Here is a 21,839-nt window from a genome sequence, read left to right on the forward strand (position 1 = left end):
GTTAAAAAAATGGTCGACCATCGGATCTCTTGTTATGCTGAGTGGGCTCTGTGGAAAGGTAATAAAAAAGGAACGGGAGTTAAAATTTCGTCCTCAGCAAGCTAAATGCGACTATGAATTCAATGCTTGTTTCTCCAACTGCGCCCGTTGAAAGAAAAACACCAAATCACGAAATGTGCAGAAAAGGTCGGCGGCCTGCGGATTGTAACCCAGTTCCTTCTGGGCGAGCCTACGCGGCCCGTCATAAAACCGGTGTAAATCGTCCAAAGATCATCGATCCAGACGGACGCATCATTCATGCTAAGCAGTTCCTTGACCTGTTCACCGTAGCCCATACACGTCGAGTCCGTGGACTCGGGGGAGTTTGGTTTGTTGTTCATAAAACTACTTTTTTGGATGGATAAAAAATGCCCTGCCTAAGGTGTCCAAGCGAAGTAATATACGCTCGATGGACTTTCGCCGACCTCACACCATCGCAGGGCAAAACTTTCAAGATTTTTCATAAATATTACTTTTTTGGAGGACGCATATTCGGGAGAAATTTGGTGGGATGCAAATCGGGGTAGGGGGATTTTTTTAACGGTTAGAGTTCCGAATCACTAATAGAACTTTCATTATCACCTTCCAACTTTTAACTGATGAATGTCTTACTGAGACCTAAAAATCATTTTTAGATAATATTCATCTAGCATCTTCTGATTTCCCAAAAAAATGTCGACGACTTCCTTATTCTCAATCAGTTTACGAAATATCCTTCGAAGAATCTCATCTATTTCGATGCTAAGTATGCTCAGATCTTTTATCGCTGACTTTATGCTTTGTCCGTGTACAAACTTTGATCTCACATCATAAAGTTTTTTGGTCTTTTTAAATAATTCAATTCGCTCTTCGGGACTATTCCCAATAAAATAAGATACCCTTTCAGAAACTTTATGGTTTACTTCTGACTTATCATCGCTTGAAAACAAACACTCTAATGCAATGACATAAAATGCAAGTTTTATTGGGATGTATTGGCTTAATCTTGCCTGAGTCACTAACAAGTATGCTCGGCTTAGCTTATTAAACGTATAATACTTGTCTCGTACGGGGATATAAGTCAAAATTCCAATTTGTGGCCTTGGTTCCATATCTCTATCCTCTGGCTTGTCCCAATTCGAAAATATTGAATAATCGTGTTCTGCCTGGCTTATCATCTGGGAAGTTAGAGGTTTTGTCAAGAATAGTCCGTCTGCTGTGGTTATTATACCGCGAGGTTGATTGTACGCAAATTGCCCAGAGGAAGAATCTGCATATACACTCTTCACCATAAAACTATTGTCAAATTGAAACCAGAAACAGTTTATGTAGCCAAAAAGGAAATCCGATAACATTGACGGGACATGACTAATATCTTCTAAATTAAGTGCTCTTAATACGTTTTTTTCTATATCGGTTTTTTTGATGAATGTCTCTTCCAAAAGGTGGTTATTAACCATACTTCCAATTCTATCAATTATATCAGCGTTGTATCTGGGGTCCTCTTTCACTCTTGTGTAAGGTGGACAAATGTTTAGAAGACCTCTTATCTTCGGTACTATGCCAATCACTTTACAATTAGCAACGCTGCTAAACACAGTTAATATGTTTTGTTCCTGCATACAATTGATGGCTAAATTTTTGGCTAGGTTGCCAGCTTTTTAAACTTATAGGATACATTTCCGTTTTTTTAACGCAAATCCACTATATTCGAAAATACGCCAAACTGCGTCAAAAATCCTACGTTACCTCAATGATCACCGAATCAGTAAGCGGCAACATGGCATTGGAAAATCAGCAGGTGCCCGAGGCGCAGGTCAAGGCAATCATGATCGCACTGTTGCGCGAAGCGGAATTAAAGGGGCGTGAGTTCGTGAATAATTAAGGCCGTCAATGCACTGATATCCCCTTCGTCGGCTTTTCTCAAAGCTTCGATATATTTTGTTCTCGCTTCCCCTTCCCGTTGATACAACTGAATCGGCTCAAATCCTTTGAGAGTAGACGCGGCATTTAAAAGTAATCGAGTCGTATAATCAACGCCGTTGTTGAGCGGATAAATCCAGACAAAAAGACGATTTAAGCTAGTAAGTCAGCAACATCCTGCTTTTCATCCACTCTTTTCAACCTAAAATCGACATCAGATTTTTATTTCAGGTGATCCAGTTTTCAGTTGTCCGAATTTATCGGACAACTGAAAGCATTCAATACCTACGATCGTCAGAGGAGAGCCTTTTGAACTGTCCGATTTTACCGGACAGTTCAAAAGGATTTTTTAAAGTACTATTCACTTGTTTTCCTCAGCTCGATCTTCCTAACCTCAGTAGTCTGGTTCAAATCTTCTTTCGCATTCCCAGCCGTTACCACCTTCTTCCCTGTCTGTGCTTCCAGCTCATTCAAAGCAACCTTGGCCACATTACCACCTTGATGCGCGACTTTTTTGCTTTCTTCGAAAGTTTCAGGATTAACAGCCTGAGAAATGTCCTTCGTAGATGCTTCGGCGAGCATATTCAGGATCAGTTCCGTGTTGGTCATGTTGTCCCTGAGATTTTCTTTTTTCAACCCTTTCAGATTTTTATATTCTTTTGTGGTCTTGCCAGCCCAGGTCTTGGTAATAATATCGGTCAAAACGGCAAACTGCAACCCTTCCCGCACTCCTTTGCTTTTCCATTCGTTGGTTAGTTCTTTCCGGATCTCAATGCTTTTCAGTCGCTGATTGATCCAGCTTTCCGAATAACCCAGTCTGAGATATTGCTCCAACGCTCGGTCAATGGTGAGCTCGGGATCCTGCATTTCGTCTAGCCTTTCGGATGCAATTTGCGCCAGCCAGAGTTTGAATGGCTCTGCTTTGGGCGATGGAATGGACTGGATCAGTCGGAATAGTTGTTCTGTATCAGCAACATCGGTCATTCTCAACTTGCCGTCCTCAGCTTGCATTTTCAACTGTCCGATAAAATCGGACAGTTCACTGCCTTCTTTTTTCAATTTAGTTTTCAGATCATTCCAGTACTTCCTAGGCCTGTCTGTATCGGTCAGGATTTCAACCACGTCGATGACTGAGAAAAACCATTTCTCCTGCTCTTCATCCCAAACGGTCCTTACTTTTTTGTCTTCGAAAATTTGAATGGCGTCTTGCTTTGTCATAGTATGTGCTGGGTTTGATAGTTTATTTTCTTACAATTTGAGAAAAATATACATCAAACAAAATAAGGTCGCCGAGGCACAATGGCCTGACCGGGTAATGTTGACACATTGCCACTAACTTCTATCTCTCAAACCCTCAAACTGCATCCCGCGCACCTTCAAAGGTCTTATCCAGCCCCCGCAACCTCCACAAAAAGAGCACCACCGGAAAATCACTTTCTTCACAAACATTGGAATGTCAAGCATATCAAACTCAGTTCTGTATTTCCACAGCAGGTACGTAGCCGCAGAAAACGATCAGAATTTGTTTACGACGTGGCTGTTTCCAATTGGCGATCAGCGCGGGGAGCATAAGCAATACGGTAATAGGATGTACGGGTATACACAAATTGGCTGATTGAATACCATATTCCCCTTGAAACATGGTGAGATACATTGCAATTCTATCTTTAAAATTGGTAATTCAATGTCAGTACTTCATCATTTTCAGCGAATGTACCTGACCATTGTTGCTCATTATTTTTACAAAATAAAGTCCTGTCGGCAAATGCTTAACCGGTATACCATTGGCTGAAATACCCGTCAATTGCGATGAAATGGATTCATAAACAGGTTTGCCCGCCGCGTTGACGATATAGATGCACTCCACTTTGTTCCAATCCTCCACCGTAATCTGTACCTTCTCCATCGCGGGGTTGGGGAAAAGTGCTATCTCATTCAAACCTTCAAATTGAACACTACGGACTGCGCTATACGCAAAGGTTTCATCAGCATCAATCATTTTCAATCTATATAGATTTTCGCCTTTTGACTGGCCGACGCGGATTGGACTCGGATCTTTGAATGCGTAGTGAAGCATGGATTTACTTTCGCCGCCAGCTGCCACCTGCCCGATTGCGTGCCATTCCTTACCGTTCAAGCTGCGCTGTATTTCAAAAAAAGCACTGTTGGTTTCAAAGGAAGTACTCCATTGCAGCAATGCAGTCTCATTTTCTATTTTGGCTGTAAAACTAACCAGCGTCACAGGAAGCACGCTCCCGGCCTGCATAGCCGATACCCCACGAAGATTGGTACCATTAAATGAATTGAAAATATAGTGCTTACTCTGATCCACCGTGCTTCCGTTAGAAATAACATAACTTGTTCCCGCAGCACTTGAAGTGGCTATTTGCAGGCTCGCTTCGATGTTTCCGTTCAGCTCTGACGGTAAGTAGAAAACACCCAGAGTCCCCGTGAAATTAAATGCTTCATTGAATGTATAAACGCGCCGGATACTATTGGTGGGTGAACCGGGAATGGGTGTGTTCAAAACTTGTAACGTCTTGTTATTCAAAGTAATATCTGCATTAGGGGCGATCGTTAGGCCATCTATGGCTACCACCGCAGTGCCTTTCATAAAGAGACCATTTACGCCGCTGGTAAACTGTGCTTTGCTGAATGATGGCATTGAAAGGACTATAATGGCGAGTCCGAAACTGAAAAGTGGTTTCATAGTTTTCCTTTTTTTGTGCCAGCCAGCCGACGGTTATCATGGCCTGGAATTTCTGCCAGTTGTTTTTTGAGATGATCAATTTCATTGGTCAGTTCGGCTGTGCGTTTTTCCAATGCTTTGAGTAAAATGAATGCAACGCCGTCCACATCGGCCGCATTGAGTGTCGTGTCGTTTCCGATTGTACCCAGCCCGTCATGACCATAAACTGAGAAGAAATCCTGCGCCATAGGGCCGTAGTGGCGCATGGTCTTCGCATCTTGCTTTTTGTAGTTCCAGCTTCCGAGACGAAGCCCGCGCAGTTTTTGTAAAAACTGTTCTCCATCCGCAGACTCGAAATTGGTTTTCCGGGTAGAATCCGATGATGTGATCCAGGCATTACCGCCAGGTCCCAGCGCGACAAAATCAGTCTTATCCGCGCTGGTGTAGAGCAAATACCCATTTGCAAATCGGGCGGTAAATTTGTTTGGGGCTAAGGACTCCACATATCCCTCTCCCTGTGACTTGTCACCGATCACAAAGGCACCTTCTTTTCCGTTGGTATTTGCATGGGAGCCCATAGCGGTGGAGTAGTTCCCTGACGCCTCGGTTTCATATCCGGTTGCCAGTGTGGAAATCCCGCCAGATCTCGTGGAAAAGCCAATAGAGGTGGAATTAATACCCGAAGCTAGCGCAGCATGGCCCATTGCAATAGATCTGGGCCCGCTGGCTGTGGTCAGATAGCCCAGAGCGACCGAGCCGACGCCTTCGGCAGTATTATCCTGGCCAAATGCTGTGGCAGCATAGCCTGAAGTTGAATTTCCTCTTCCCGAAGCAGTCGAAGAATTGCCAAACGTATAGTTGTTATAACCGAAAGCAGAAGAATAGCTTCCTAAGGCCGTGTTATTACCGCCCAGCGCAACGGAATAGTCTCCGATATTTTGTGTATCCCATTGACTTCCATCCACAGAGCCAGCTCGAAATGCTGCTAATTTTGGTATCCACATCAATCTAATCCCGCCGTTAGTTGGAAGATTACTGACATCACCCAAACCGGTAACCGGCGTAGAAATAATGCCGTCGTCGTGGTTCACATCCAACCCGGCGCGTGGGGTAGTGGTACCAATTCCCACGCGGCCAGCCTGACCGTAAGTAGCAAATGCATGGGGCAATGCACATAATAATAGAAATGTAATTTTCTGAAATTTCATAGCTTACCTGTTTAGATGATGCCCAAAGCTAGCCCGATGCGTATTCGGGCGTTGTAACCAATGTGTGGATGGTAGTTTTATTGAGCAGGAAGTAGGAAACAGAATTTGGAAGAATTTATGTAACCTTTTGTATATCGTTTTTAAATTGGTAATTTGTTACGATTCCCTTTTACCAAACCTGGCTATGAAAAAATTACTTTACCTATTGATGATCCTTGCGGTCGCTTCCTGCAACAAGGATAATAATGATCCGTCTCCCAATCCGCAAGTATTGGAAAAGCAACAGGCCCCGTTTGGGAAAACTTCGGCTGACGTTTTCTTGCGAAAAGTATATTATGATGGTCATTTGTCAAGAGAATATTTCTATGACGGCAATGTGCTGACCGGGCAAAAAGGATACGTGTTTTTCAAAGAACCTGTTTTATATTTGACTGGAAATGTAAGGCGGAGTAACGGTATGGTCGATTCAGTCAGTGCGTTGTCGGCTTGGGTTTCCGGCGAGGCACAAACGGTTTCCAAAGATTTCAAGCCATTTTATTCCATGATTTTCGACAAACCTGAAACGGATTCTGTAAGGGTTATATCTAGGAAAAACCACATTTCACCTGAAACTTATTACAGTAAGTATACTTTTGATAGCAAAGGGTTTATCGTTCGGGAGGACCTCAGCAAGCAATATTCTACCATGTATCGATTCGTATATTATTACATCAGAAATGATGAAAATAATGTGTCGAAAAGCTGGTACACGAGCCCGACAGAAACCATAGTGCCCCATACCATCACGTACCAATATGACAATCACCCGAATCCATTTTTTAGCTTAGGAATGGATCGCAGCGACTACATTTCAAGCGCGTCGCTGAGCCCGAACAATATGGTAAGCGAGACGATCACGAGTGAGGGTTCGGCTCCCCGCACGATCACGTACAAGTACGAGTACATGCCTAACGGGTTCCCGGGAAAGGTGACGATCACTAACGAGTTTTCAGAACCTTACACGCTCACATTCGAATACTGACCTGCTAGTGGCGGCCAGGTAATTTGTCACTTTTCACGGCAGATAAATATACCCAAGCAATGAAGAACATTTGCAAAGGTATCCTGAACCATAGATAACCCGGGCCATTACCCTCATGGCTGGCGGTTTGAAGATTGATGTGATTTTGAGCGGCGTAAATATTGGCAGGTAGCAGTAGCACAAAAAACACGATCAGCAACCAGCCGGTCAGGACGCGGAACCTGGGCAAAAAAAGTCCGGCAGCAGCGGCAAATTCCATCACCCCCGTCGCGTAAATGATCAGCTCCTTTTGGCCAATGAAATCCGGCAGCATCATCGCCATACCCTTGGTAAATGCAAAATGTGCAAATCCAGTAACGACCAGCATAGCGGCCATCCCGATCCGTGCGGCCAATGCTACCTCATATCTTCCTCTTGATTTTTTGATGATCAGCAATGAGATCACAAACACGAGCATTAAAATAATTTCTGGCATAACGTTTTCCTTTTTTTTACAAAGGTCAGGCGGTATGCGCTCCCGAAAAATGAACCCGGGTTAATAAATTCGCTTCCGAATGCGACTGAGCGCCTGGGGTGTAATGCCAATGTAAGAAGCCAGATATCGGCCCGGAATCTGCTGAATCAGCCTGGTTTGTTCTTTAAACAAATTCAGATACCGCTCCTCCGCACTCTGTGTCAAAAAGTCCATTTCACGACTGGCTTTGGCTAAAAATAGCTGTTCAGCGGCGTACCTGCCAATGCGGTTCCCGACGCTCGTGGTGGCATAAATCGTTTGCAGATCCTGATAGCTGATCCGCCACAATGTGGTTTTGGTCAATGCCTGCACATTAAAGTTCGCAGGTGATTGCGTAATAAAAGAGCGGTAACCGCTCAGAAATTCACCCGCAAATGCGAAATCGAATGTGAGTTCTTCTTCCTTTTTTGAAACGAAAAAACGGGCCATACCTTCCTCAATGAATGACAGGTAACCCTCCGTTTTACCTTCTTTCAATAGGAACGATTTCTTGGCAAACTCCTGCCGCGACAGTTTCGAGGAAAATGCATTCCATTCCTCGTCGGACAAGGGTGTAATGGCTTCAAAGTATTCGCGGATCGCCTGCATGGTGAAAAAATTTATGGTAAATCTAATGTTATCCTTAATTTTATTTATATTAAAGATTCTTATAGGTGTTAGCATTACCATGGTATTCAAACCGATGATTGGATGAAAAGCTTCGCTGTCCTCGCTCTTTTGTTTTTGACTATAATCGGGAAATCACTGTGCCAAAACCTGATCAATGAGCAGCAGCCGGGTTTGCAGACCGCATGGTCGGTGGCACAGCCGCCAAAACCTCCGACCGTTACCAGGAAAAGGATTGCGGTAAGGGTTTTGGATAAACATACTTTAAAACCCATTAACTCCACACTCATCGTGACGGGCCAGAGACCTGGAAAACAGATTATTCCCACATTCGAAGATGGTGTTTATAATTTCAAGATCCCGGTCAATGATACGAGTATCATTTCCATTTTTGCCGACGGCTATGAGCTGCTGGTCGAACCCATTACGGCCAGTAAAATGAATGCCCGGGAAGTATTTTACCTCACGCCGAAGTCCGGAGCTGCTTCCGCAACCAATGCCATGTTGGTAGCTAATCACGCTTCTGAATCGCCACGCCGCATATTGACGGAGGAAATAACCTCAGTTCTGCATTTCAAAAAGAGTAGCGCGATTTTTGTAAATGCAACAGAGCCTGAACTGGACCGGATGGTGCATCATTTAACCGAATACCCGGAAATAAGGATCATTCTTTCGGGGCATACGGACAGCGAAGGTGATCCCGAAAAGAACATGAACCTCTCCAATGAGCGCGTGAATGTGGTCAAAAAATACCTGGTGGATCGGTCCATTGCTCCGATCCGGATTACCGGCAAAGGCTTTGGCAGCAATGTCCCTGCTGCGCCCAACGATACTGAGCTAAACCGCAGCCGAAACCGCCGCGTTGAAATCATTGTCACCGAGGAATGAAGCGTGGTCATTTGCATTTTGAAAAATCGTTATCAAAGATTTGCTTAACTGTTGGCTATAATCTTGCTTTGTCTATATAATTTATAGATTAGTAGTTTTGTTACCACCAGCACAGCTATACCAAACAGCATCTGATATATCATTAGCGATGAATTTTCATTCAGAACAGGTAACTTATATTGATCCTATGGTGGTTTCTTCTCCGCTTTTTCCGCCATTAAAAGAAAGTTGTTGTTGAGCCAAAACCGGGGCTGACCTCCGGATCGCTGCGGTCCGGAAACTTCGTGTTTTTTTGCAAATTGATAAAATGCAATGGTTATGAAAGTGTACGGCTTTGTACAAGTGTTTTTGATTGGCGCTGTGATGCTCATTTGGAGCGATTCCGTGGCGCAAACGCGACCCAATATCGTTTTTATCCTCACCGACGACCAGGGCTGGGGCGATTTGAGCATTCATGGCAATACCAATGTAAGAACACCTAACATTGATAAGCTGGCCAGAGATGGTGCGCGATTTGCCAGGTTTTATGTCGCGCCCTTGTGTGCGCCTACGCGGGCAGGGCTGCTCACAGGCAGGTACCATTACCGCGGCGGCGTGTATGGTGTTTCCAATTCCAAGGAATACCTGAACACCGACGAAGTAACTTTTGCAGATTTGTTTAAAAAGGCGGGCTATGCGACCGGCTGTTTTGGCAAATGGCACAATGGAAGCCAGTATCCGTATCATCCCAATGGTCGCGGTTTCGACGAGTTCTATGGTTTTCTGAGCGGTCACTATGCCAATTATTTCAATACCATGCTCGACCATAATGGTGAAGCGGTGCGAAGTACGGGCTTCATTACCGACGATTTGACCGACAAGGCGATTGGTTTTATTGAAAAAAATAAGGAAAAACCATTCGTTTGCTATATTCCTTACAATGCGCCGCACTCGCCGTTCCAGGTGCCTGATGAATACTACGACCGCTTGAAAAAGAGAGGCATTAAGCAGCTCAGCCAACATGCGGATGAGGAGGATTTGGAAACAACGATATCTGCATTGGCCATGTGTGAGAATATAGATTGGAACGTGGGCCGCATCCTGAAAAAACTCGACGATCTCGAACTTTCCAAAAATACGATCGTCATTTATGTCACGGATAACGGCCCTAATTCGTGGCGATGGAATGGAGATATGAAAGGCATAAAAGCCATGGCCGACGAGGGTGGCGTGCGCGTTCCGTTCTTCATCCGCTGGCCTGGGACCATTCCGGCAGGTAAGGTTATCCAGGACAATGCGGCCTACATTGACCTGCTTCCCACACTTGCAGAGCTGGCCGGAATATCGAAAAAAGGTACCAAACCATTGGACGGGATCAGCTTGAAACCGGCGATCGTCGGCCATGCCAAATTACCCGAGCGATTCCTGTTTACCTCTATAAATAAAAATAACAGTGTTAGAAAGTGGCCTTATTTGCTTTCAGGGGACGGTTTGTATGATTTATCCAAAGATTCCACCCAGCAGACAAACCTGGCAACTACACAGCCAGAGGTGTTTAAAACGCTGTCGGAAGCATTAAATCAATGGTATGCGGAGGTTACCAAGAACGCTGATTCGGTGAGGTGGTTGCCGATCGGGTTTGCCCAATTTCCCAAAGCTACTTTGCCATCGCAGGACGCACATTTGCACCCTTCCAAAGGTGGCTCACTTTCTTACAGTGCTTCGGCGCCCAATTCTTCCTGGATTACGAATTGGACGGACACGACCTCCTTTGTGACCTGGGATGTTGATGTGCATACCAGCGGTACTTACCAGGTGAATGTGCTGTACACCTGCGCGGATTCTGAAATCGGAAGCAAATTCAGCATTCATTTCGGATCAAAATATTTGCAGGGAAGCTTCGACGAAGCATTCAATCCGCCGCTTATTCCAAGCCCTGACCGGGTCAAAAGAAAGGGCGAATCTTATGAAAAAGAATTCAAAAGAAAACAGCTTGCGCATTGGACATTGGAAAAAGGAAAGGGGCAAATCAGGCTGAATGCAGATGAACTGAAAGCATCCCGGTTTGCGGACATCAAAGCGATTGAACTGGAATTACTGAAACAATAGGCCGCCGCATCGTCAGTCCATTGATTTGGCCGGTGCAACGGTTTGCAGGCAGCCGATTAGTACTAGAACAAGAGACAGTACGGAGGCTACTGTTCTGACAAAATGCAGGTTGTTCCAGGGTTTTTCAAACTGTAAGCGTTGTGCGGCTAATTCCTGCGCAGAAGCTCCGGCAATGTTGAATTTTTCCAGGGCATCATTCAGTGGCACATTGCCCATCATGGTTACCCCAAATGCTCCGACAACGTAAATGATCGTAGCGGCCAGTAAAAAGTAAAACCGGGAAGAATGCGCACTGCCGTAATGCATGTACGTGCTTACGGGCAGCAAAAACAATGTCCCCATGAAGCTGAGGAAAAAGATAGGGTTAATGATCGCCTTGTTGATCGCCTGCATGGCCGACAAATAATGTATATCGGACAACTGGCCCAGTCCGGGATTAACGGAGCAGGAATAACTGTAAAACAACCCGGCGATAAGTGCGCTGGTGAGCCCGGTGATAAGCAATACAATGTTTAATGCGTTCATATCTTATAAAATATCCTTGGTGGAACATTTTGTAAAATACGGAAATGAAAATAAACGATAATTGTACATTTCCGTCATTGCGCAGCAGGGCAAACCGGTACGACTAGGCTTGTCTCGCTGGTAGGCTGATGATGAAGCTGGACCCCTTTCCTTCTTCGCTACGGGCGGAAATGCTGCCGTTGTGTTTGTCGATAATTTTTTTCGTGATCGCCAGGCCGATCCCCGAGCCCTCGTATTTGTCCTTGGTATTCAGCCGCTCAAAAAGTGAGAAGATCCGGTCGGTATAGGACGTGTCGAAGCCGATACCATTGTCCAGAACGGTTATCAGGTAAGCGTCAGTTTCACCGTCTGCAACGGGTACGAACTCACTGGAAATCTTTATTTCGGGTGCTTTGTCTTTCTTTGCAAATTTGATGGAATTGCTGATCAGGTTTTGGAAAACCTGCTTGATCTGCCCCCGGTTTACCTCGATCTGCGGTAGTTCACCAATGATAATGTTCGCCTTTTTTTCCTGGATCAGGATTTCATAATCTTCTAATACTTCACCTACTACCTCCGAAAGGTTAGTCAATGTGTAATTGTTGATGTGTGTAGAAAGCCGCGAGTAAGTCAAAATATCCGATGTCATCGTCCGCATTCTCTTCGAGGAGCCGATGATCTTATCCAGATGGGAGAGACCTTCAACGGAAAAATCGCTTAAATGATGGTTTCTGAGCATGGTAGCGAAGATCAGGATCTTCCGCAACGGTTCTTGCAAATCATGTGAGGCGATAGAGGCAAATTGCTGCAGATCGTGGTTGCTGATTTCCAGCTCCGAATTAATTTCTTCCAGCCTTTCATTATTGAGTTTCAAAAGCTGCTGAACCTCCTTTTGAAACGTAAGATCTGTCAGAATGAGGCTCAGTGAGGTACCCTCATCGAGCTGTAATGTGGTGACAGAAAGCTGACAGGGAACCAAGCGGTCGCCGCTGACAATGCTCAGTTCAGTTTTGCCATCTTCAACCCAGCCATTTTCAAAGAGATCAACATAAATCTCTTTGAAAATATCAGGTATAAAATAATCGAAACGCTGGCCTACCACTTTGGACAATGGCATATTGACCATCGATGCAAACATGGAATTGCAATACAGGATCACGCCATCCTCATTGAGCGTAACGGCGCCTTCATTCATTTTTTCAATGAACACGCGGTAAGTCTGATCCGCCGTTTTGAGTGTGTAAAGCTGATTTCTTCCGCCCGGCGCACGTACGACGATGGCATCGACCTGACCGGTACGGATTGCATGAATGGTCTCAGTAGCCTCTTCGAGTTGCTCCTGAAGACTTTCATTTTCCTTTAACAGCTGGTCGTATGTTTTCATGGCAGTCATTAAGCAGTAATTGTAATTCCAAGACCTTTGAGTACCTTCTCGGTGTCAGACATGTCGCCTATCAAACGCTTTTCAGGCAACGGCAGGCATTTGATCAGCATCGGCAGCGCAATGAGCTGCTCCCTTTCTGCTATCGCTTGCTGCTGATACACATCTATGATTTCCAGCGAATAGTTGTTCTCCAGATATTTTTCACAAATGTCCCTCAGGTTGCTTACGGCACGCCCCGAATTGATGGACGCACCAGTAATGAAAAGGCGCAAAACAAAATCGTTTTGTTTTGCCGGATTCTCACCAAATGGATCTATTTCACTGGTTTTGCTCATTTTGCAATGGTTGCAGGACGAATGTTCAGGCCGACCAGCACCTTTTCCTCATTTGAAAGATCTCCTATTATTTTCCGGATCGGTTCAGGTACTTTTTTAACCAGCGTAGGAATGGCCAGGATCTGGTCGCCTTCTGCCAACTGTGGTTGAACGAGCAAATCAATTACTTCGATGATATACTTATCTTTTAAATGTTCTTCGCAATATCTTTTCAGATTGGTCAGGGCAGCTACGGACTTAATAGTCTTTCCGGCTACATATAATCGGAGTTCCCATATTTCTTCGGTGTCAATCATTATTTCCAGGTTTTTGAAGGGATAATACTATTGCTTTCCGTCACGGTTTCTTGAAATTTCCTGACGGTTTTTCTCAGCGACTTCTTTTCTTAATTCCTCTTCTATATAAGTTTTGTTCAGCTCTTCCTGTACCGATTCGAACTCATCGTTCAGGCTGTTAATTTTAGATTGAAGAACCATTCGTTTTCTTTCAATCTCCCGGTCTTTTCTCGAAACGGCGTGATCACGGAGTACCATCCCGGTTTCCTCCTTCAATTGTTGTGCCTTTCGCGCCGAGCCGGTCAGTACACCGTCTGGACCCAGGAATACGTCTATCAAATCCAGCCCATTGTCGGAAATGACAAACTCACGAACCTGGTTGGAATGCTTCATACCGCGCGACTTCATGACATACATTCCACGATTGCGCTCACCATTCGACTCAATGTCCCGAACCAGGAACCAGGCGTCTACCAGTGAGGAAATGCTTTCATCGGTTTGTTCATTGACATATCCATTGAAAGCCAAGGCTGTGAACATCACTGTCACACCGGATTCCTGTAAAAAATCAATCAACCTGATCAGCATATTTCTGACCTCACTTGCTGATCCCACCATGCCGAGGTTGGTAATGGGGTCGAGAATGATAACGGACGGTTTGAACTCATTGACAAGTCTGACGACCGAGAGCAGGTGCATTTCAAGACCTGTCAAAGTGGGACGCGAAGCATTGAATTTCAACAAACCCTGATCCACATGCTTCCTGAGGTCAATACCGATGGACAACATATTACGCATGATCTGGGTTGGCGACTCCTCAAATGAAAAGTAAACACACCGATCACCGTTTGCGCAGGTCTGGTTCGCAAAGTATCCCGCGATACTGGTTTTGCCAGTACCCGCGGTACCCGAAACCAGCACGCTGCTCCCTTTAAAAATCCCTTTACCACCTAGCATTTGATCCAAACCAGGAATACCCGTTGAGATTCGATTGCTGGATACCTCATGCGACAAAGTCAGCGATGTGACAGGCAATACGGAAATACCTTTTTGATCAATCAGGAATGGATACTCATTGGTACCGTGAAATGAGCCACGGTATTTAATAATGCGCAGCAGACGCGTCGATATCTTGTTGTTAACCCGGTGGTCGAGCAGGATCACACAGTCTGAAACATATTCTTCCAATCCGTGTCTGGTCAGCGTACCATCCCCTTTTTCTCCGGTGATAATGGTGGTAACCTTCTTCTCCTTTAGCCAATCAAATAGTCGGCGGAGTTCCGCCCGGATAGTCCCCTCATTGCTGAGGCCGGAAAAAAGGTTTTCAATCGTGTCCAATACCACACGTTTCGCACCCAGGGTGTCGATCGTATGCCCCAGCCGAATAAAGAGCCCTTCCAGGTCATATTCGCCTGTTTCCTCTATTTCGCTGCGTTCAATGTGGACATGGTCCAGTTTGAGCAGTTTGTCTTTCTGGAGTTGATTCAGGTCGAAACCCAGGGAGGCGACATTGATCGCCAACTCTTCAGCTTTTTCTTCAAAAGCCATAAATATGCCGGGTTCATTATAACTAAGCGCTCCGTGGACCAGGAATTCCATGGAAAACAATGTTTTCCCGGAGCCTGCGGCACCGCAAACAAGGGTAGGGCGTCCCTGGGGAAGGCCTCCGTTTGTAATTTCGTCCAATCCTTTGATGCCGGTACATGATTTTAGCAAGGACGGAAGTTCTGATTTCGGGGGATTGCTGCTCATGGATGCAGTACTAGGTTTACGCGTTTAAAATGTCAAAAAACACATTAAACTCAAAAACCATACCATCAATAATCCATTTAATTCTGGCAGAGGATTTCAATCATTGTGAAGAATTTGTGGACAGATTTGAAAAAATCAGTCCAAAAAATTCACAACAATCTCCCTGGCGAGCAGATTAAACTCTTCAAAAGTGCTTGGTTTGGTCAAAAAACCGCTTACCCCTGCTTTGTAGGCGGTAGCGATCAGTGTAGCATTGGAGGAAGTGGATATCATGATTACCGGAATAGCCGAGAGTGCCGGATAGGAGCGGATGGCAGAAACTGTTTCCAAACCATTCATTTTGGGCATATTCATATCCAGAAGAATGAGGGACGCTATCGGAGCTTCCTGTTTTTGAATTAAATCCAAAAGATCCAGACCGTTCTCCACCTCCACGATTTGTAGACTGATGTCTGCACCCTGGATCGCTTCCTTAATAAAAAACCTATCATCCTGATCGTCGTCTACCAGGTAAATAGTTTTAATAGGACCCATTCAGCAAGATAATTTTTAAAATTAGTAACATAATTCATCCACATCCTGGCAAATTGAAAGTACGAAAACCTTCAATCAAACCAGGTGCTGAGTAAAGGTAGACTGGAAATTGGTGAAGACAAAATCTTCACCAAAAGTTACCGTCCACTATACGATTTTGCCTAAAATTAAAATTAGCCCTGTGAAAATTGTATAACCCACATCCAATTCATGGGCCATTGCGTGTGAATACCATCGTGGCTCAGAAGGATGTTGTTGATCAGTTCATAACCAGTTACGCGTCCGCCTTTCTTTTCCAGATCGGCCTTGGCTTTGTTGAAAAGTTCTATCCAGGCTTCCGAGGAAATGATGTCCTGAGCACCTTCCAGCCATTCCTTTCCGGCTGGTGCCTCCTGAGTGCCTGCGTAACGTTCTATAAGGTAGTGTTTGAAACTTTCATCGCTTAGAGAGATGACCGAATGCTTTGCATTTTCTATTTTCATAATCTTGAGGTTCGATTTATTGAAAAATATCAGAATAATGTCACCATCAACCTATTAAAAAAATGTACCAAAGCATATACAATATACCGTTCAGGCAATGATTCCCAGTCTTTTAGCACTGTACAGTGCTTCAATGGAGTTATTGACTTCCAGCTTTTCAAGTATCCGCTGCCGGTGCGTGTTGACAGTATGGATACTTATCTCTAACTGGGAAGAAATTTCCTTACTTAGTTTCCCCTTACCGATCATTTCCAGTATTTCTTTTTCCCTGAATGTCAGATGGATAGACTCGGAAGGATTGCTTTTTTGTAACTGTACGAGCTCGCCCGTGTGAAAGTTCGTGATCTGAAATTTCACCTGCGTAAAGTCCGACTGATTGGGAGACACATCGATTATGCCCAGCGAGAGCCAGATATTTCCTGATGCATCCTGCTCCAAAACCTGGTGCTGCTCAGTAACCTGAATGTACCCCTGCTGTCCGGCAAAGATCCTGTACTCAGTTACCATTTTAAATTGCCTCCGCAAGCGGCTTGGAAGCGTCATCATAAACTGCATGGCCTCGTAGCCGTTACGAGCAAGCTGCTCCCGATCAGTAGGATGGATCCTGCAATCGAACACCTCATTAGCCACATCCGTGATGCTATCCCCCAGTTCATAACCATATATCTGATAAAAGTTACGGGAGGCATACACGTGCACCCCTTTTTGCAGGTCATACACGGTTACCCCACTGCTGCTGAGCTGCGCCATTGCGCGGATCAGGTCCAGCTGTTTGTCCAGACAGTCTGGTTCGATGCCGTCAAAATCGAAGTGATCGTTGAGCAATTCAATGTAATCGCGGGTAGCTCCCAGGTGCCTGTATGCACCATTACCTAGTGATAAATCAGTATTTCTTCTCATAACTATTGCGCTTTCCTTTGCAGATCATTGAAACGACAACTCAACACTGGTTTCACCTAAATTAACCAGGGATTATTTTACGGAAATCGCAATCAAATATGAATTTCTCAGTCATCAGAAGCGCAGATACCATCTGGGGCCACACATTCGCCATGCAGCTTGCCAGGCAAAAACGACATTTGCTGCTACTCGGCAAAGATCTTTCAATACTCGAATCCCGGAGAACGGAATTACTCCGCAGTAGTAAGGTGCAAATCCATTGTATTGAAGCCGACGATACTGATACTCGCAGCATTATTGCAGTTTCGGAACATATTAATAGGTACTTCGAAGTCGATATGCTGGTCAATTACGCCGAAACAGGTTTTGACCGGAAACTGGTAGATTATGATGTGTTCAGTTTGGAAAGAAAGCTCAGCACAAACTACGCTGCGGGCACATTGTATGCGCATCAGCTATTGCCCAATTTGCTGGTACATGGCCAGGCGCATATTCTGGACCTATGGTGTTCTCAATGTCCTGTTACTGCCTGGGAAGAAGCGCTGGTCGTTTTCAATATGCGTTTTTCGGACTATCTCAACTCCGAATTACAGGAATCCGGTGTCCGCGTCAACAGTTTTGGGTTGTCGAAAGTGGTTGACAATGAAGGGATAATACGCTCCGAATCCCAACTTGCAGCGGAAGCGGCAGATATACTTCATCGTCTGTTTGATATTGTCCCGCATGTCTGTACCGAAAAGTAGAGCGGGCTATGTCCGTTTTGTGAAATTCAGTTGAAGTCGCAAGCAAAAAATTTGCGAAGTGATCCCAATTCATTTTGTCATGAAATGGTAACCCTTTGGCGTCTGCTGGTAAGCCAGGCGCCCGGGGGTGAAATACCTTTGTATCACTCAATTCAACTAAACAATTTACAAAATGAGAACGCTAAAAAATGTAATGCTTATCAATGCAATCAGTTCAGGTGCAACTGGTTTAGGGCTTGTGATCTTCTCGGATTTTATCGCCTGGTTATTCGAAACCAGGGCAACGATGCCCTTTATCGAAGTTGGATTATTTCTGCTGGTTTTCGCTACACTCGTATTCTCAGTAAGCCGCAGAAACCCGCTTAATGCAAATCTTGTCAGACTGGTGATCGTGCTGGATGTGCTGTGGGTAGTAGGGAGTTTCGCGATCGTATTGTTCCAGCCATTTGCAATTTCGGTCGTCGGCTATGTGGCGATCGGCGCAGTTGCGCTTTGGGTAGCAGCAATGGCCTATTTGCAGTCCGCCGGATTGAAACAACTCTCCGCCATCAAATAATCAACATCATGAAAACCATACTAACCATTATCGCCACGATTATGACTCTTTCAATGAATGCGCAGAATACTCAGAATGCCGCTAGAAGCAATGATATGCCGCTCAAAGTGGTAACAGAATTTCTGAGCGCCTACATGGCGCACGACCACGAGAAATTTGCTTCCAAGCTGCACCCGGACCTGGTATGGGTGCAGCCGGGCAACAACAGAGTTTCCGGGGAGAAAAAATCGAAAAATGAATTACTGCAAATGGGCGGCAAAATGGCCCAGCTGTCGGAGGGTACATTGAAACTGGAAAGTGTTAAATACTTTGATGCCAATGGTAACAAGGTCGCCTGCATCCTGCACTGGAAAGCTGCTCAGCCCAACGGAGCGGTTTTGGATGTCGAAAATGTAGATGTGTATACCATTGAAAATGGCCTGATCGTGCATGCCGTTGTTTATTCAGCCAACATTGCCGCAGAAAATGACTTTTGGGGACCCGTGCCCTGACGGGCTGTTGAGTGAGTGAAAGGGAAATGCCTTCACATGGATCCATGATCCGGTGGGGCATTTTTTGATGAATGTAAGTGGAAATATTGCCTCAAAGCCTTTTTAAAACACTTTTTCGATTTTGTAATACTCGATATACTCTTTGAAAAACGGTTCCGAGAACTTGGTAAAGCCAAAAGGTTCATAAAATCCGAGCGCGTCGGTGCGGGCGTCGCACCACATTCTTTGGAACTGATTTTGTCGGCCAAAGTCAATAGAATGTTCCAGTAATTGTGAGCCCAGTCCCTTTCCCTGAAATTCGGGAAGCGTTGCAAACTTCCTGAACCGCATGCTGTGACCATCGGCAAACAGGGAAATGACGGACACCAGCTGAGCATTTGCATACAGACCAAAATGAAAACCAGCCTCATCTTCGGGCACTTTTACGAACTCTGCGGATTTGCCGGGCCATAGCACCAAGTGTCTGATAGCGAGTGTTTTGTCTGCGTCTATTTTTTGAATTTCGATGGAATCCATTCCTTTTATTTAAATGAAAAAATAAGTAACTAGGCCTTTGTTTAACATTTGTGCAAAGGTAATCCCAACGGTTTTATTTTCTCATGATTTAAAACTTTACGGCAATGGCAGGAATTGGTTTCGCCAAGGCTTCGGAAACAAAGCTTCCCGGACAGGCAAGGATACAATCCATCGATATTTTACGCGGACTAATCATGGTTTTAATGGTGATCGACCACGTTCGGGTATATTCGGGGCTTCCGCCGGGAGGTCCTTCGCCGGGGATCTTTTTCACCCGATGGATTACCCACTATTGCGCTCCCGGGTTCGTCCATACGGAAAAACTGCCGTTTATTTTTCAGCTTTTAAATCAAAGAAAATATCCCGCTTCTCAGCTGTACTTGCTGATGACGCTAGGGCCATTGATCGCCCTGGTGCCATGGGCGGAAAAGGCTGGTGGGAGGGTGTCGGGCTTCTTCAAAGTGATCGGGCAGGTGCCTATGTTCTTTTATCTGCTGCATATCCCGCTCATTCACTTGACCGCGTTTGTGGTTAATGTCATTCTTTACGGATCTATTCATCAGGAATGGTACCAAAGTGCTCCTTTTACGAAAATGCCTGAGGAATTCAGGTGGAGCTTGCCGCTGCTATATCTGGTGTTTGTCTTCGATGTGGCGATTCTTCTTATTGCATGCCGATGGTATGCGGGTTACAAACGAAGCCATCCTGAGCAGAAATGGTTGAAATATATCTGATCAAGAAACCAATGAAACAACCCGAAGGATTGAGTAAAAACAAGCCACTGATATGGTCGCCCGGCACAGGTACCGAAGTATGGGAAATGTTCGTAGCTTCCAAACAAGGTGATTTGGAGACCATTAAAAAGCTTGTCGAAAAAGACAAGGGCCTGATACGGGGCACCTTCGATTACCGGAACCCTATCTCATTTGCCGTCCAGGCAAATCAGCTGGAAACCGTGGCCTATTTGCTGGAAAAAGGTGCGAATCCCATCGAATCGGGAACCAATGATACATTGCTGCAGATCGCCCGGGACAGGGGATACGTTGATATGCAGGTACTTTTGGAAAAAGTATTGAACAAGCATCATGCTTCCCCGGCGGGAGAGGAAATGGGCGCGGCGATCAGGAGTCGTGATATCGCCGCAGTGCGGAAGCTGCTGGAATCCGCTACGGAAAACGTAAATGCTGTGGATGACAGAGGAAATCAGCCCATACATTGGGCTGTAATGACCCGGAATCCCGAAATGATCGATCTGGTATTATCATTCGGAGCTGATATCGATGCAAAACGCCCAGACGGTGCCCGCCCGATCCAGCTGACTAATGGAGATTACCATTACCGGGGCTGGCGGGACGTACCTGCGGAAGTTACTTGGAAGCCCAACGACATTTATCTGCATCTGAAAACAAAGGGTGCCTATGTCAACATGTGTATGGCCTGTTTGAAAGGGGATGAGGCCAGGGTAAGGGAGTTGTTACATGAAGATCCGGCAAGTGCAAACCGTCTTTCCGGGTATGGCGGCTACTATCCCGGTGCAGGTGCGCCATTAAAGAATGCGGCGATGGCTGGGCATATTAATCTCGTGAAATTGCTCCTGGAACACGGTGCTGATCCGAATTTGCCAGAAGAAGGGATTGCGCCAATGGGTCACGCCTTACATTCCGCGGTGGTGTATGGGCAGACGGAGATCGTGAAATTGCTGCTCAGGCACGGTGCGCATCCCAATGTCCCCGTGGAAAGTTCGGCGGACACTTTAACCGCGGCTATGAGCAGAAATGATCAAGCGATGGTGGATCTCCTTTGCACCCACGGCGCTGCGAGATCCGTTGAAGTAATGGCTTACTATGGTGATTTACAGACCGCTGCGGCAGTATTCAATGCTAATCCTGAAATGGCGAATGATGTGACTGCGCTGGAAAATGCAGCGGGAGAAGGTCAGGATAATTTCGTCAGGTTAATGCTGCGATACCATCCTGATTTACCGAAAAGAGCGGCGGTAGGCGTCGCTAGTCAGGGCAATGCCGATCCAATCAAAAGTATGGAGACCGCTGAGTTGCTTTTTGAGCATGGTATGGACCCCAACTTTTCAAATTGGCTGAGAATAAGACCGCTACATCGCTTTGCGGAGCGGAATGATCTTGTAAGCGCCAAACTCTTCATTAAAAAAGGGGCTGAACTGGACGTCGTTGATGACCAGATTTGTTCAACACCATTAGGCTGGGCAGCGAAGTCCGGCCGGATTGATCTCGTGAGGTTTTTACTGGAAAAAGGAGCAGATCCGGCGATTCCAGCTGATATGCCATGGACTTTGCCTATTTCGTGGGCCAGAAGTCGCGGTTATTCGGAAATTGCAGCCTTGTTGGAAGGTTGGAAGTAATAAGACTTGGTAAGTTTTGCAAACTTGCCAAGTCT

The 21,839-nt window shown here is 45.4% G+C and carries 26 protein-coding genes; 9 read left to right on the plus strand and 17 right to left on the minus strand.

Annotated elements, in window-relative coordinates; genetic code table 11:
* Nucleotides 1–119: 119 nt before the first annotated feature.
* Both ABIO93_RS29370 and ABIO93_RS29375 read right to left on the minus strand, forming a co-directional pair.
* A complete protein-coding gene (locus ABIO93_RS29370) occupies nucleotides 120–380 on the minus strand; it encodes a hypothetical protein (protein WP_348073595.1) in 261 nt (86 codons plus the stop codon).
* A 267-nt stretch (nucleotides 381–647) separates the two neighbouring features.
* Entirely contained in the window at nucleotides 648–1,640 is a 993-nt protein-coding gene (locus ABIO93_RS29375; protein WP_348073596.1) for a hypothetical protein, read from the minus strand.
* A gap of 131 nt (nucleotides 1,641–1,771) precedes the next feature.
* Here ABIO93_RS29375 and ABIO93_RS29380 point away from each other — a divergent pair, with 131 nt between their 5' ends.
* Nucleotides 1,772–1,903, plus strand: coding sequence for a hypothetical protein (locus ABIO93_RS29380; protein ID WP_348073597.1), 132 nt, complete (start codon nucleotides 1,772–1,774; stop codon nucleotides 1,901–1,903).
* Between the two features lie 395 nt (nucleotides 1,904–2,298).
* On the opposite strand, the gene ABIO93_RS29385 is transcribed toward ABIO93_RS29380, so the two are convergent.
* From ABIO93_RS29385 to ABIO93_RS29400, 4 genes are all read right to left on the minus strand, one after another.
* A complete protein-coding gene (locus tag ABIO93_RS29385; protein WP_348073598.1) occupies nucleotides 2,299–3,159 on the minus strand; it encodes a Bro-N domain-containing protein in 861 nt (286 codons plus the stop codon).
* Between the two features lie 253 nt (nucleotides 3,160–3,412).
* The gene (locus ABIO93_RS29390; RefSeq protein ID WP_348073599.1) at nucleotides 3,413–3,595 is read right to left on the minus strand and encodes a hypothetical protein; all 183 of its coding nucleotides are present in this window, start codon (nucleotides 3,593–3,595) and stop codon (nucleotides 3,413–3,415) included.
* 33 nt (nucleotides 3,596–3,628) lie between these two features.
* Entirely contained in the window at nucleotides 3,629–4,651 is a 1,023-nt protein-coding gene (locus tag ABIO93_RS29395; RefSeq protein ID WP_348073600.1) for a T9SS type A sorting domain-containing protein, read from the minus strand.
* Nucleotides 4,648–5,838, minus strand: a complete 1,191-nt coding sequence (locus tag ABIO93_RS29400; protein WP_348073601.1) for a tail fiber domain-containing protein — start codon at nucleotides 5,836–5,838, stop codon at nucleotides 4,648–4,650. Before ABIO93_RS29400 ends, ABIO93_RS29395 begins: the two co-directional genes overlap by 4 nt.
* 184 nt (nucleotides 5,839–6,022) lie before the next feature.
* On the opposite strand from ABIO93_RS29400, the gene ABIO93_RS29405 reads away from it, so the two are divergent.
* A complete protein-coding gene (locus ABIO93_RS29405; protein ID WP_348073602.1) occupies nucleotides 6,023–6,859 on the plus strand; it encodes a hypothetical protein in 837 nt (278 codons plus the stop codon).
* Nucleotides 6,860–6,863: 4 nt separating this feature from the next.
* Here ABIO93_RS29405 and ABIO93_RS29410 read toward each other — a convergent pair whose 3' ends face one another.
* Nucleotides 6,864–7,334, minus strand: coding sequence for a hypothetical protein (locus ABIO93_RS29410; RefSeq protein ID WP_348073603.1), 471 nt, complete (start codon nucleotides 7,332–7,334; stop codon nucleotides 6,864–6,866).
* 60 nt (nucleotides 7,335–7,394) lie between these two features.
* Nucleotides 7,395–7,961, minus strand: a complete 567-nt coding sequence (locus ABIO93_RS29415) for a Crp/Fnr family transcriptional regulator (RefSeq protein ID WP_348073604.1) — start codon at nucleotides 7,959–7,961, stop codon at nucleotides 7,395–7,397.
* Between the two features lie 102 nt (nucleotides 7,962–8,063).
* On the opposite strand from ABIO93_RS29415, the gene ABIO93_RS29420 reads away from it, so the two are divergent.
* Nucleotides 8,064–8,867, plus strand: coding sequence for an OmpA family protein (locus ABIO93_RS29420; protein ID WP_348073605.1), 804 nt, complete (start codon nucleotides 8,064–8,066; stop codon nucleotides 8,865–8,867).
* 318 nt (nucleotides 8,868–9,185) lie between these two features.
* On the plus strand, nucleotides 9,186–10,955 hold the full coding sequence (locus ABIO93_RS29425; protein WP_348073606.1) for an arylsulfatase: 1,770 nt from the start codon (nucleotides 9,186–9,188) through the stop codon (nucleotides 10,953–10,955).
* Nucleotides 10,956–10,967: 12 nt separating this feature from the next.
* On the opposite strand, the gene ABIO93_RS29430 is transcribed toward ABIO93_RS29425, so the two are convergent.
* The 8 genes from ABIO93_RS29430 to ABIO93_RS29465 form a co-directional block, all read right to left on the minus strand.
* Nucleotides 10,968–11,480 (minus strand): anthrone oxygenase family protein, encoded by a 513-nt coding sequence (locus tag ABIO93_RS29430; RefSeq protein ID WP_348073607.1) that lies wholly within the window; start codon nucleotides 11,478–11,480, stop codon nucleotides 10,968–10,970.
* A 103-nt stretch (nucleotides 11,481–11,583) separates the two neighbouring features.
* A complete protein-coding gene (locus ABIO93_RS29435) occupies nucleotides 11,584–12,843 on the minus strand; it encodes an ATP-binding protein (RefSeq protein ID WP_348073608.1) in 1,260 nt (419 codons plus the stop codon).
* A gap of 8 nt (nucleotides 12,844–12,851) precedes the next feature.
* Nucleotides 12,852–13,178 carry a circadian clock KaiB family protein gene (locus tag ABIO93_RS29440; protein WP_348073609.1) on the minus strand — a complete coding sequence of 109 codons (327 nt, stop codon included), beginning with the start codon at nucleotides 13,176–13,178 and terminating at the stop codon, nucleotides 12,852–12,854.
* Nucleotides 13,175–13,474, minus strand: coding sequence for a circadian clock KaiB family protein (locus ABIO93_RS29445; protein WP_348073610.1), 300 nt, complete (start codon nucleotides 13,472–13,474; stop codon nucleotides 13,175–13,177). Before ABIO93_RS29445 ends, ABIO93_RS29440 begins: the two co-directional genes overlap by 4 nt.
* Nucleotides 13,475–13,501: 27 nt before the next feature.
* Nucleotides 13,502–15,205 carry a circadian clock protein KaiC gene (gene kaiC / locus ABIO93_RS29450; RefSeq protein WP_348073611.1) on the minus strand — a complete coding sequence of 568 codons (1,704 nt, stop codon included), beginning with the start codon at nucleotides 15,203–15,205 and terminating at the stop codon, nucleotides 13,502–13,504.
* Nucleotides 15,206–15,340: 135 nt separating this feature from the next.
* Nucleotides 15,341–15,739: a response regulator gene (locus ABIO93_RS29455; RefSeq protein WP_348073612.1), complete on the minus strand. Its 399-nt coding sequence runs from the start codon at nucleotides 15,737–15,739 to the stop codon at nucleotides 15,341–15,343.
* A gap of 173 nt (nucleotides 15,740–15,912) precedes the next feature.
* Nucleotides 15,913–16,221, minus strand: coding sequence for a hypothetical protein (locus tag ABIO93_RS29460; protein ID WP_348073613.1), 309 nt, complete (start codon nucleotides 16,219–16,221; stop codon nucleotides 15,913–15,915).
* A gap of 90 nt (nucleotides 16,222–16,311) precedes the next feature.
* Nucleotides 16,312–17,121: a LuxR C-terminal-related transcriptional regulator gene (locus tag ABIO93_RS29465; protein WP_348073614.1), complete on the minus strand. Its 810-nt coding sequence runs from the start codon at nucleotides 17,119–17,121 to the stop codon at nucleotides 16,312–16,314.
* A gap of 98 nt (nucleotides 17,122–17,219) precedes the next feature.
* On the opposite strand from ABIO93_RS29465, the gene ABIO93_RS29470 reads away from it, so the two are divergent.
* From ABIO93_RS29470 to ABIO93_RS29480, 3 genes are all read left to right on the plus strand, one after another.
* Entirely contained in the window at nucleotides 17,220–17,864 is a 645-nt protein-coding gene (locus ABIO93_RS29470; RefSeq protein ID WP_348073615.1) for an SDR family NAD(P)-dependent oxidoreductase, read from the plus strand.
* Nucleotides 17,865–18,036: 172 nt separating this feature from the next.
* Nucleotides 18,037–18,420 carry a hypothetical protein gene (locus ABIO93_RS29475; RefSeq protein WP_348073616.1) on the plus strand — a complete coding sequence of 128 codons (384 nt, stop codon included), beginning with the start codon at nucleotides 18,037–18,039 and terminating at the stop codon, nucleotides 18,418–18,420.
* Nucleotides 18,421–18,428: 8 nt separating this feature from the next.
* Complete coding sequence (locus tag ABIO93_RS29480) at nucleotides 18,429–18,911, plus strand: nuclear transport factor 2 family protein (protein ID WP_348073617.1); 483 nt, start codon at nucleotides 18,429–18,431, stop codon at nucleotides 18,909–18,911.
* A 102-nt stretch (nucleotides 18,912–19,013) separates the two neighbouring features.
* Here the strand turns inward: ABIO93_RS29480 and ABIO93_RS29485 are convergent, their stop codons facing one another.
* The gene (locus ABIO93_RS29485; RefSeq protein WP_348073618.1) at nucleotides 19,014–19,427 is read right to left on the minus strand and encodes a GNAT family N-acetyltransferase; all 414 of its coding nucleotides are present in this window, start codon (nucleotides 19,425–19,427) and stop codon (nucleotides 19,014–19,016) included.
* Between the two features lie 104 nt (nucleotides 19,428–19,531).
* On the opposite strand from ABIO93_RS29485, the gene ABIO93_RS29490 reads away from it, so the two are divergent.
* Both ABIO93_RS29490 and ABIO93_RS29495 read left to right on the plus strand, forming a co-directional pair.
* Nucleotides 19,532–20,161 (plus strand): hypothetical protein, encoded by a 630-nt coding sequence (locus ABIO93_RS29490; RefSeq protein WP_348073619.1) that lies wholly within the window; start codon nucleotides 19,532–19,534, stop codon nucleotides 20,159–20,161.
* A gap of 11 nt (nucleotides 20,162–20,172) precedes the next feature.
* On the plus strand, nucleotides 20,173–21,804 hold the full coding sequence (locus ABIO93_RS29495) for an ankyrin repeat domain-containing protein (protein ID WP_348073620.1): 1,632 nt from the start codon (nucleotides 20,173–20,175) through the stop codon (nucleotides 21,802–21,804).
* The last annotated feature ends 35 nt before the right edge of the window (nucleotides 21,805–21,839 follow it).

It is taken from the genome of Dyadobacter sp. (assembly GCF_039919315.1).
GTDB lineage: Bacteria > Bacteroidota > Bacteroidia > Cytophagales > Spirosomataceae > Dyadobacter.

Coding starts and splice junctions, on each gene's coding strand:
- ABIO93_RS29370 (WP_348073595.1), bottom strand. CDS start 380: ATGAACAACAAACCAAACTCCCCCGAGTCCACGGACTCGACGTGTATG.
- ABIO93_RS29375 (WP_348073596.1), bottom strand. CDS start 1,640: ATGCAGGAACAAAACATATTAACTGTGTTTAGCAGCGTTGCTAATTGT.
- ABIO93_RS29380 (WP_348073597.1), top strand. CDS start 1,772: ATGATCACCGAATCAGTAAGCGGCAACATGGCATTGGAAAATCAGCAG.
- ABIO93_RS29385 (WP_348073598.1), bottom strand. CDS start 3,159: ATGACAAAGCAAGACGCCATTCAAATTTTCGAAGACAAAAAAGTAAGG.
- ABIO93_RS29390 (WP_348073599.1), bottom strand. CDS start 3,595: ATGTATCTCACCATGTTTCAAGGGGAATATGGTATTCAATCAGCCAAT.
- ABIO93_RS29395 (WP_348073600.1), bottom strand. CDS start 4,651: ATGAAACCACTTTTCAGTTTCGGACTCGCCATTATAGTCCTTTCAATG.
- ABIO93_RS29400 (WP_348073601.1), bottom strand. CDS start 5,838: ATGAAATTTCAGAAAATTACATTTCTATTATTATGTGCATTGCCCCAT.
- ABIO93_RS29405 (WP_348073602.1), top strand. CDS start 6,023: ATGAAAAAATTACTTTACCTATTGATGATCCTTGCGGTCGCTTCCTGC.
- ABIO93_RS29410 (WP_348073603.1), bottom strand. CDS start 7,334: ATGCCAGAAATTATTTTAATGCTCGTGTTTGTGATCTCATTGCTGATC.
- ABIO93_RS29415 (WP_348073604.1), bottom strand. CDS start 7,961: ATGCAGGCGATCCGCGAATACTTTGAAGCCATTACACCCTTGTCCGAC.
- ABIO93_RS29420 (WP_348073605.1), top strand. CDS start 8,064: ATGAAAAGCTTCGCTGTCCTCGCTCTTTTGTTTTTGACTATAATCGGG.
- ABIO93_RS29425 (WP_348073606.1), top strand. CDS start 9,186: ATGAAAGTGTACGGCTTTGTACAAGTGTTTTTGATTGGCGCTGTGATG.
- ABIO93_RS29430 (WP_348073607.1), bottom strand. CDS start 11,480: ATGAACGCATTAAACATTGTATTGCTTATCACCGGGCTCACCAGCGCA.
- ABIO93_RS29435 (WP_348073608.1), bottom strand. CDS start 12,843: ATGAAAACATACGACCAGCTGTTAAAGGAAAATGAAAGTCTTCAGGAG.
- ABIO93_RS29440 (WP_348073609.1), bottom strand. CDS start 13,178: ATGAGCAAAACCAGTGAAATAGATCCATTTGGTGAGAATCCGGCAAAA.
- ABIO93_RS29445 (WP_348073610.1), bottom strand. CDS start 13,474: ATGATTGACACCGAAGAAATATGGGAACTCCGATTATATGTAGCCGGA.
- kaiC (WP_348073611.1), bottom strand. CDS start 15,205: ATGAGCAGCAATCCCCCGAAATCAGAACTTCCGTCCTTGCTAAAATCA.
- ABIO93_RS29455 (WP_348073612.1), bottom strand. CDS start 15,739: ATGGGTCCTATTAAAACTATTTACCTGGTAGACGACGATCAGGATGAT.
- ABIO93_RS29460 (WP_348073613.1), bottom strand. CDS start 16,221: ATGAAAATAGAAAATGCAAAGCATTCGGTCATCTCTCTAAGCGATGAA.
- ABIO93_RS29465 (WP_348073614.1), bottom strand. CDS start 17,121: ATGAGAAGAAATACTGATTTATCACTAGGTAATGGTGCATACAGGCAC.
- ABIO93_RS29470 (WP_348073615.1), top strand. CDS start 17,220: ATGAATTTCTCAGTCATCAGAAGCGCAGATACCATCTGGGGCCACACA.
- ABIO93_RS29475 (WP_348073616.1), top strand. CDS start 18,037: ATGAGAACGCTAAAAAATGTAATGCTTATCAATGCAATCAGTTCAGGT.
- ABIO93_RS29480 (WP_348073617.1), top strand. CDS start 18,429: ATGAAAACCATACTAACCATTATCGCCACGATTATGACTCTTTCAATG.
- ABIO93_RS29485 (WP_348073618.1), bottom strand. CDS start 19,427: ATGGATTCCATCGAAATTCAAAAAATAGACGCAGACAAAACACTCGCT.
- ABIO93_RS29490 (WP_348073619.1), top strand. CDS start 19,532: ATGGCAGGAATTGGTTTCGCCAAGGCTTCGGAAACAAAGCTTCCCGGA.
- ABIO93_RS29495 (WP_348073620.1), top strand. CDS start 20,173: ATGAAACAACCCGAAGGATTGAGTAAAAACAAGCCACTGATATGGTCG.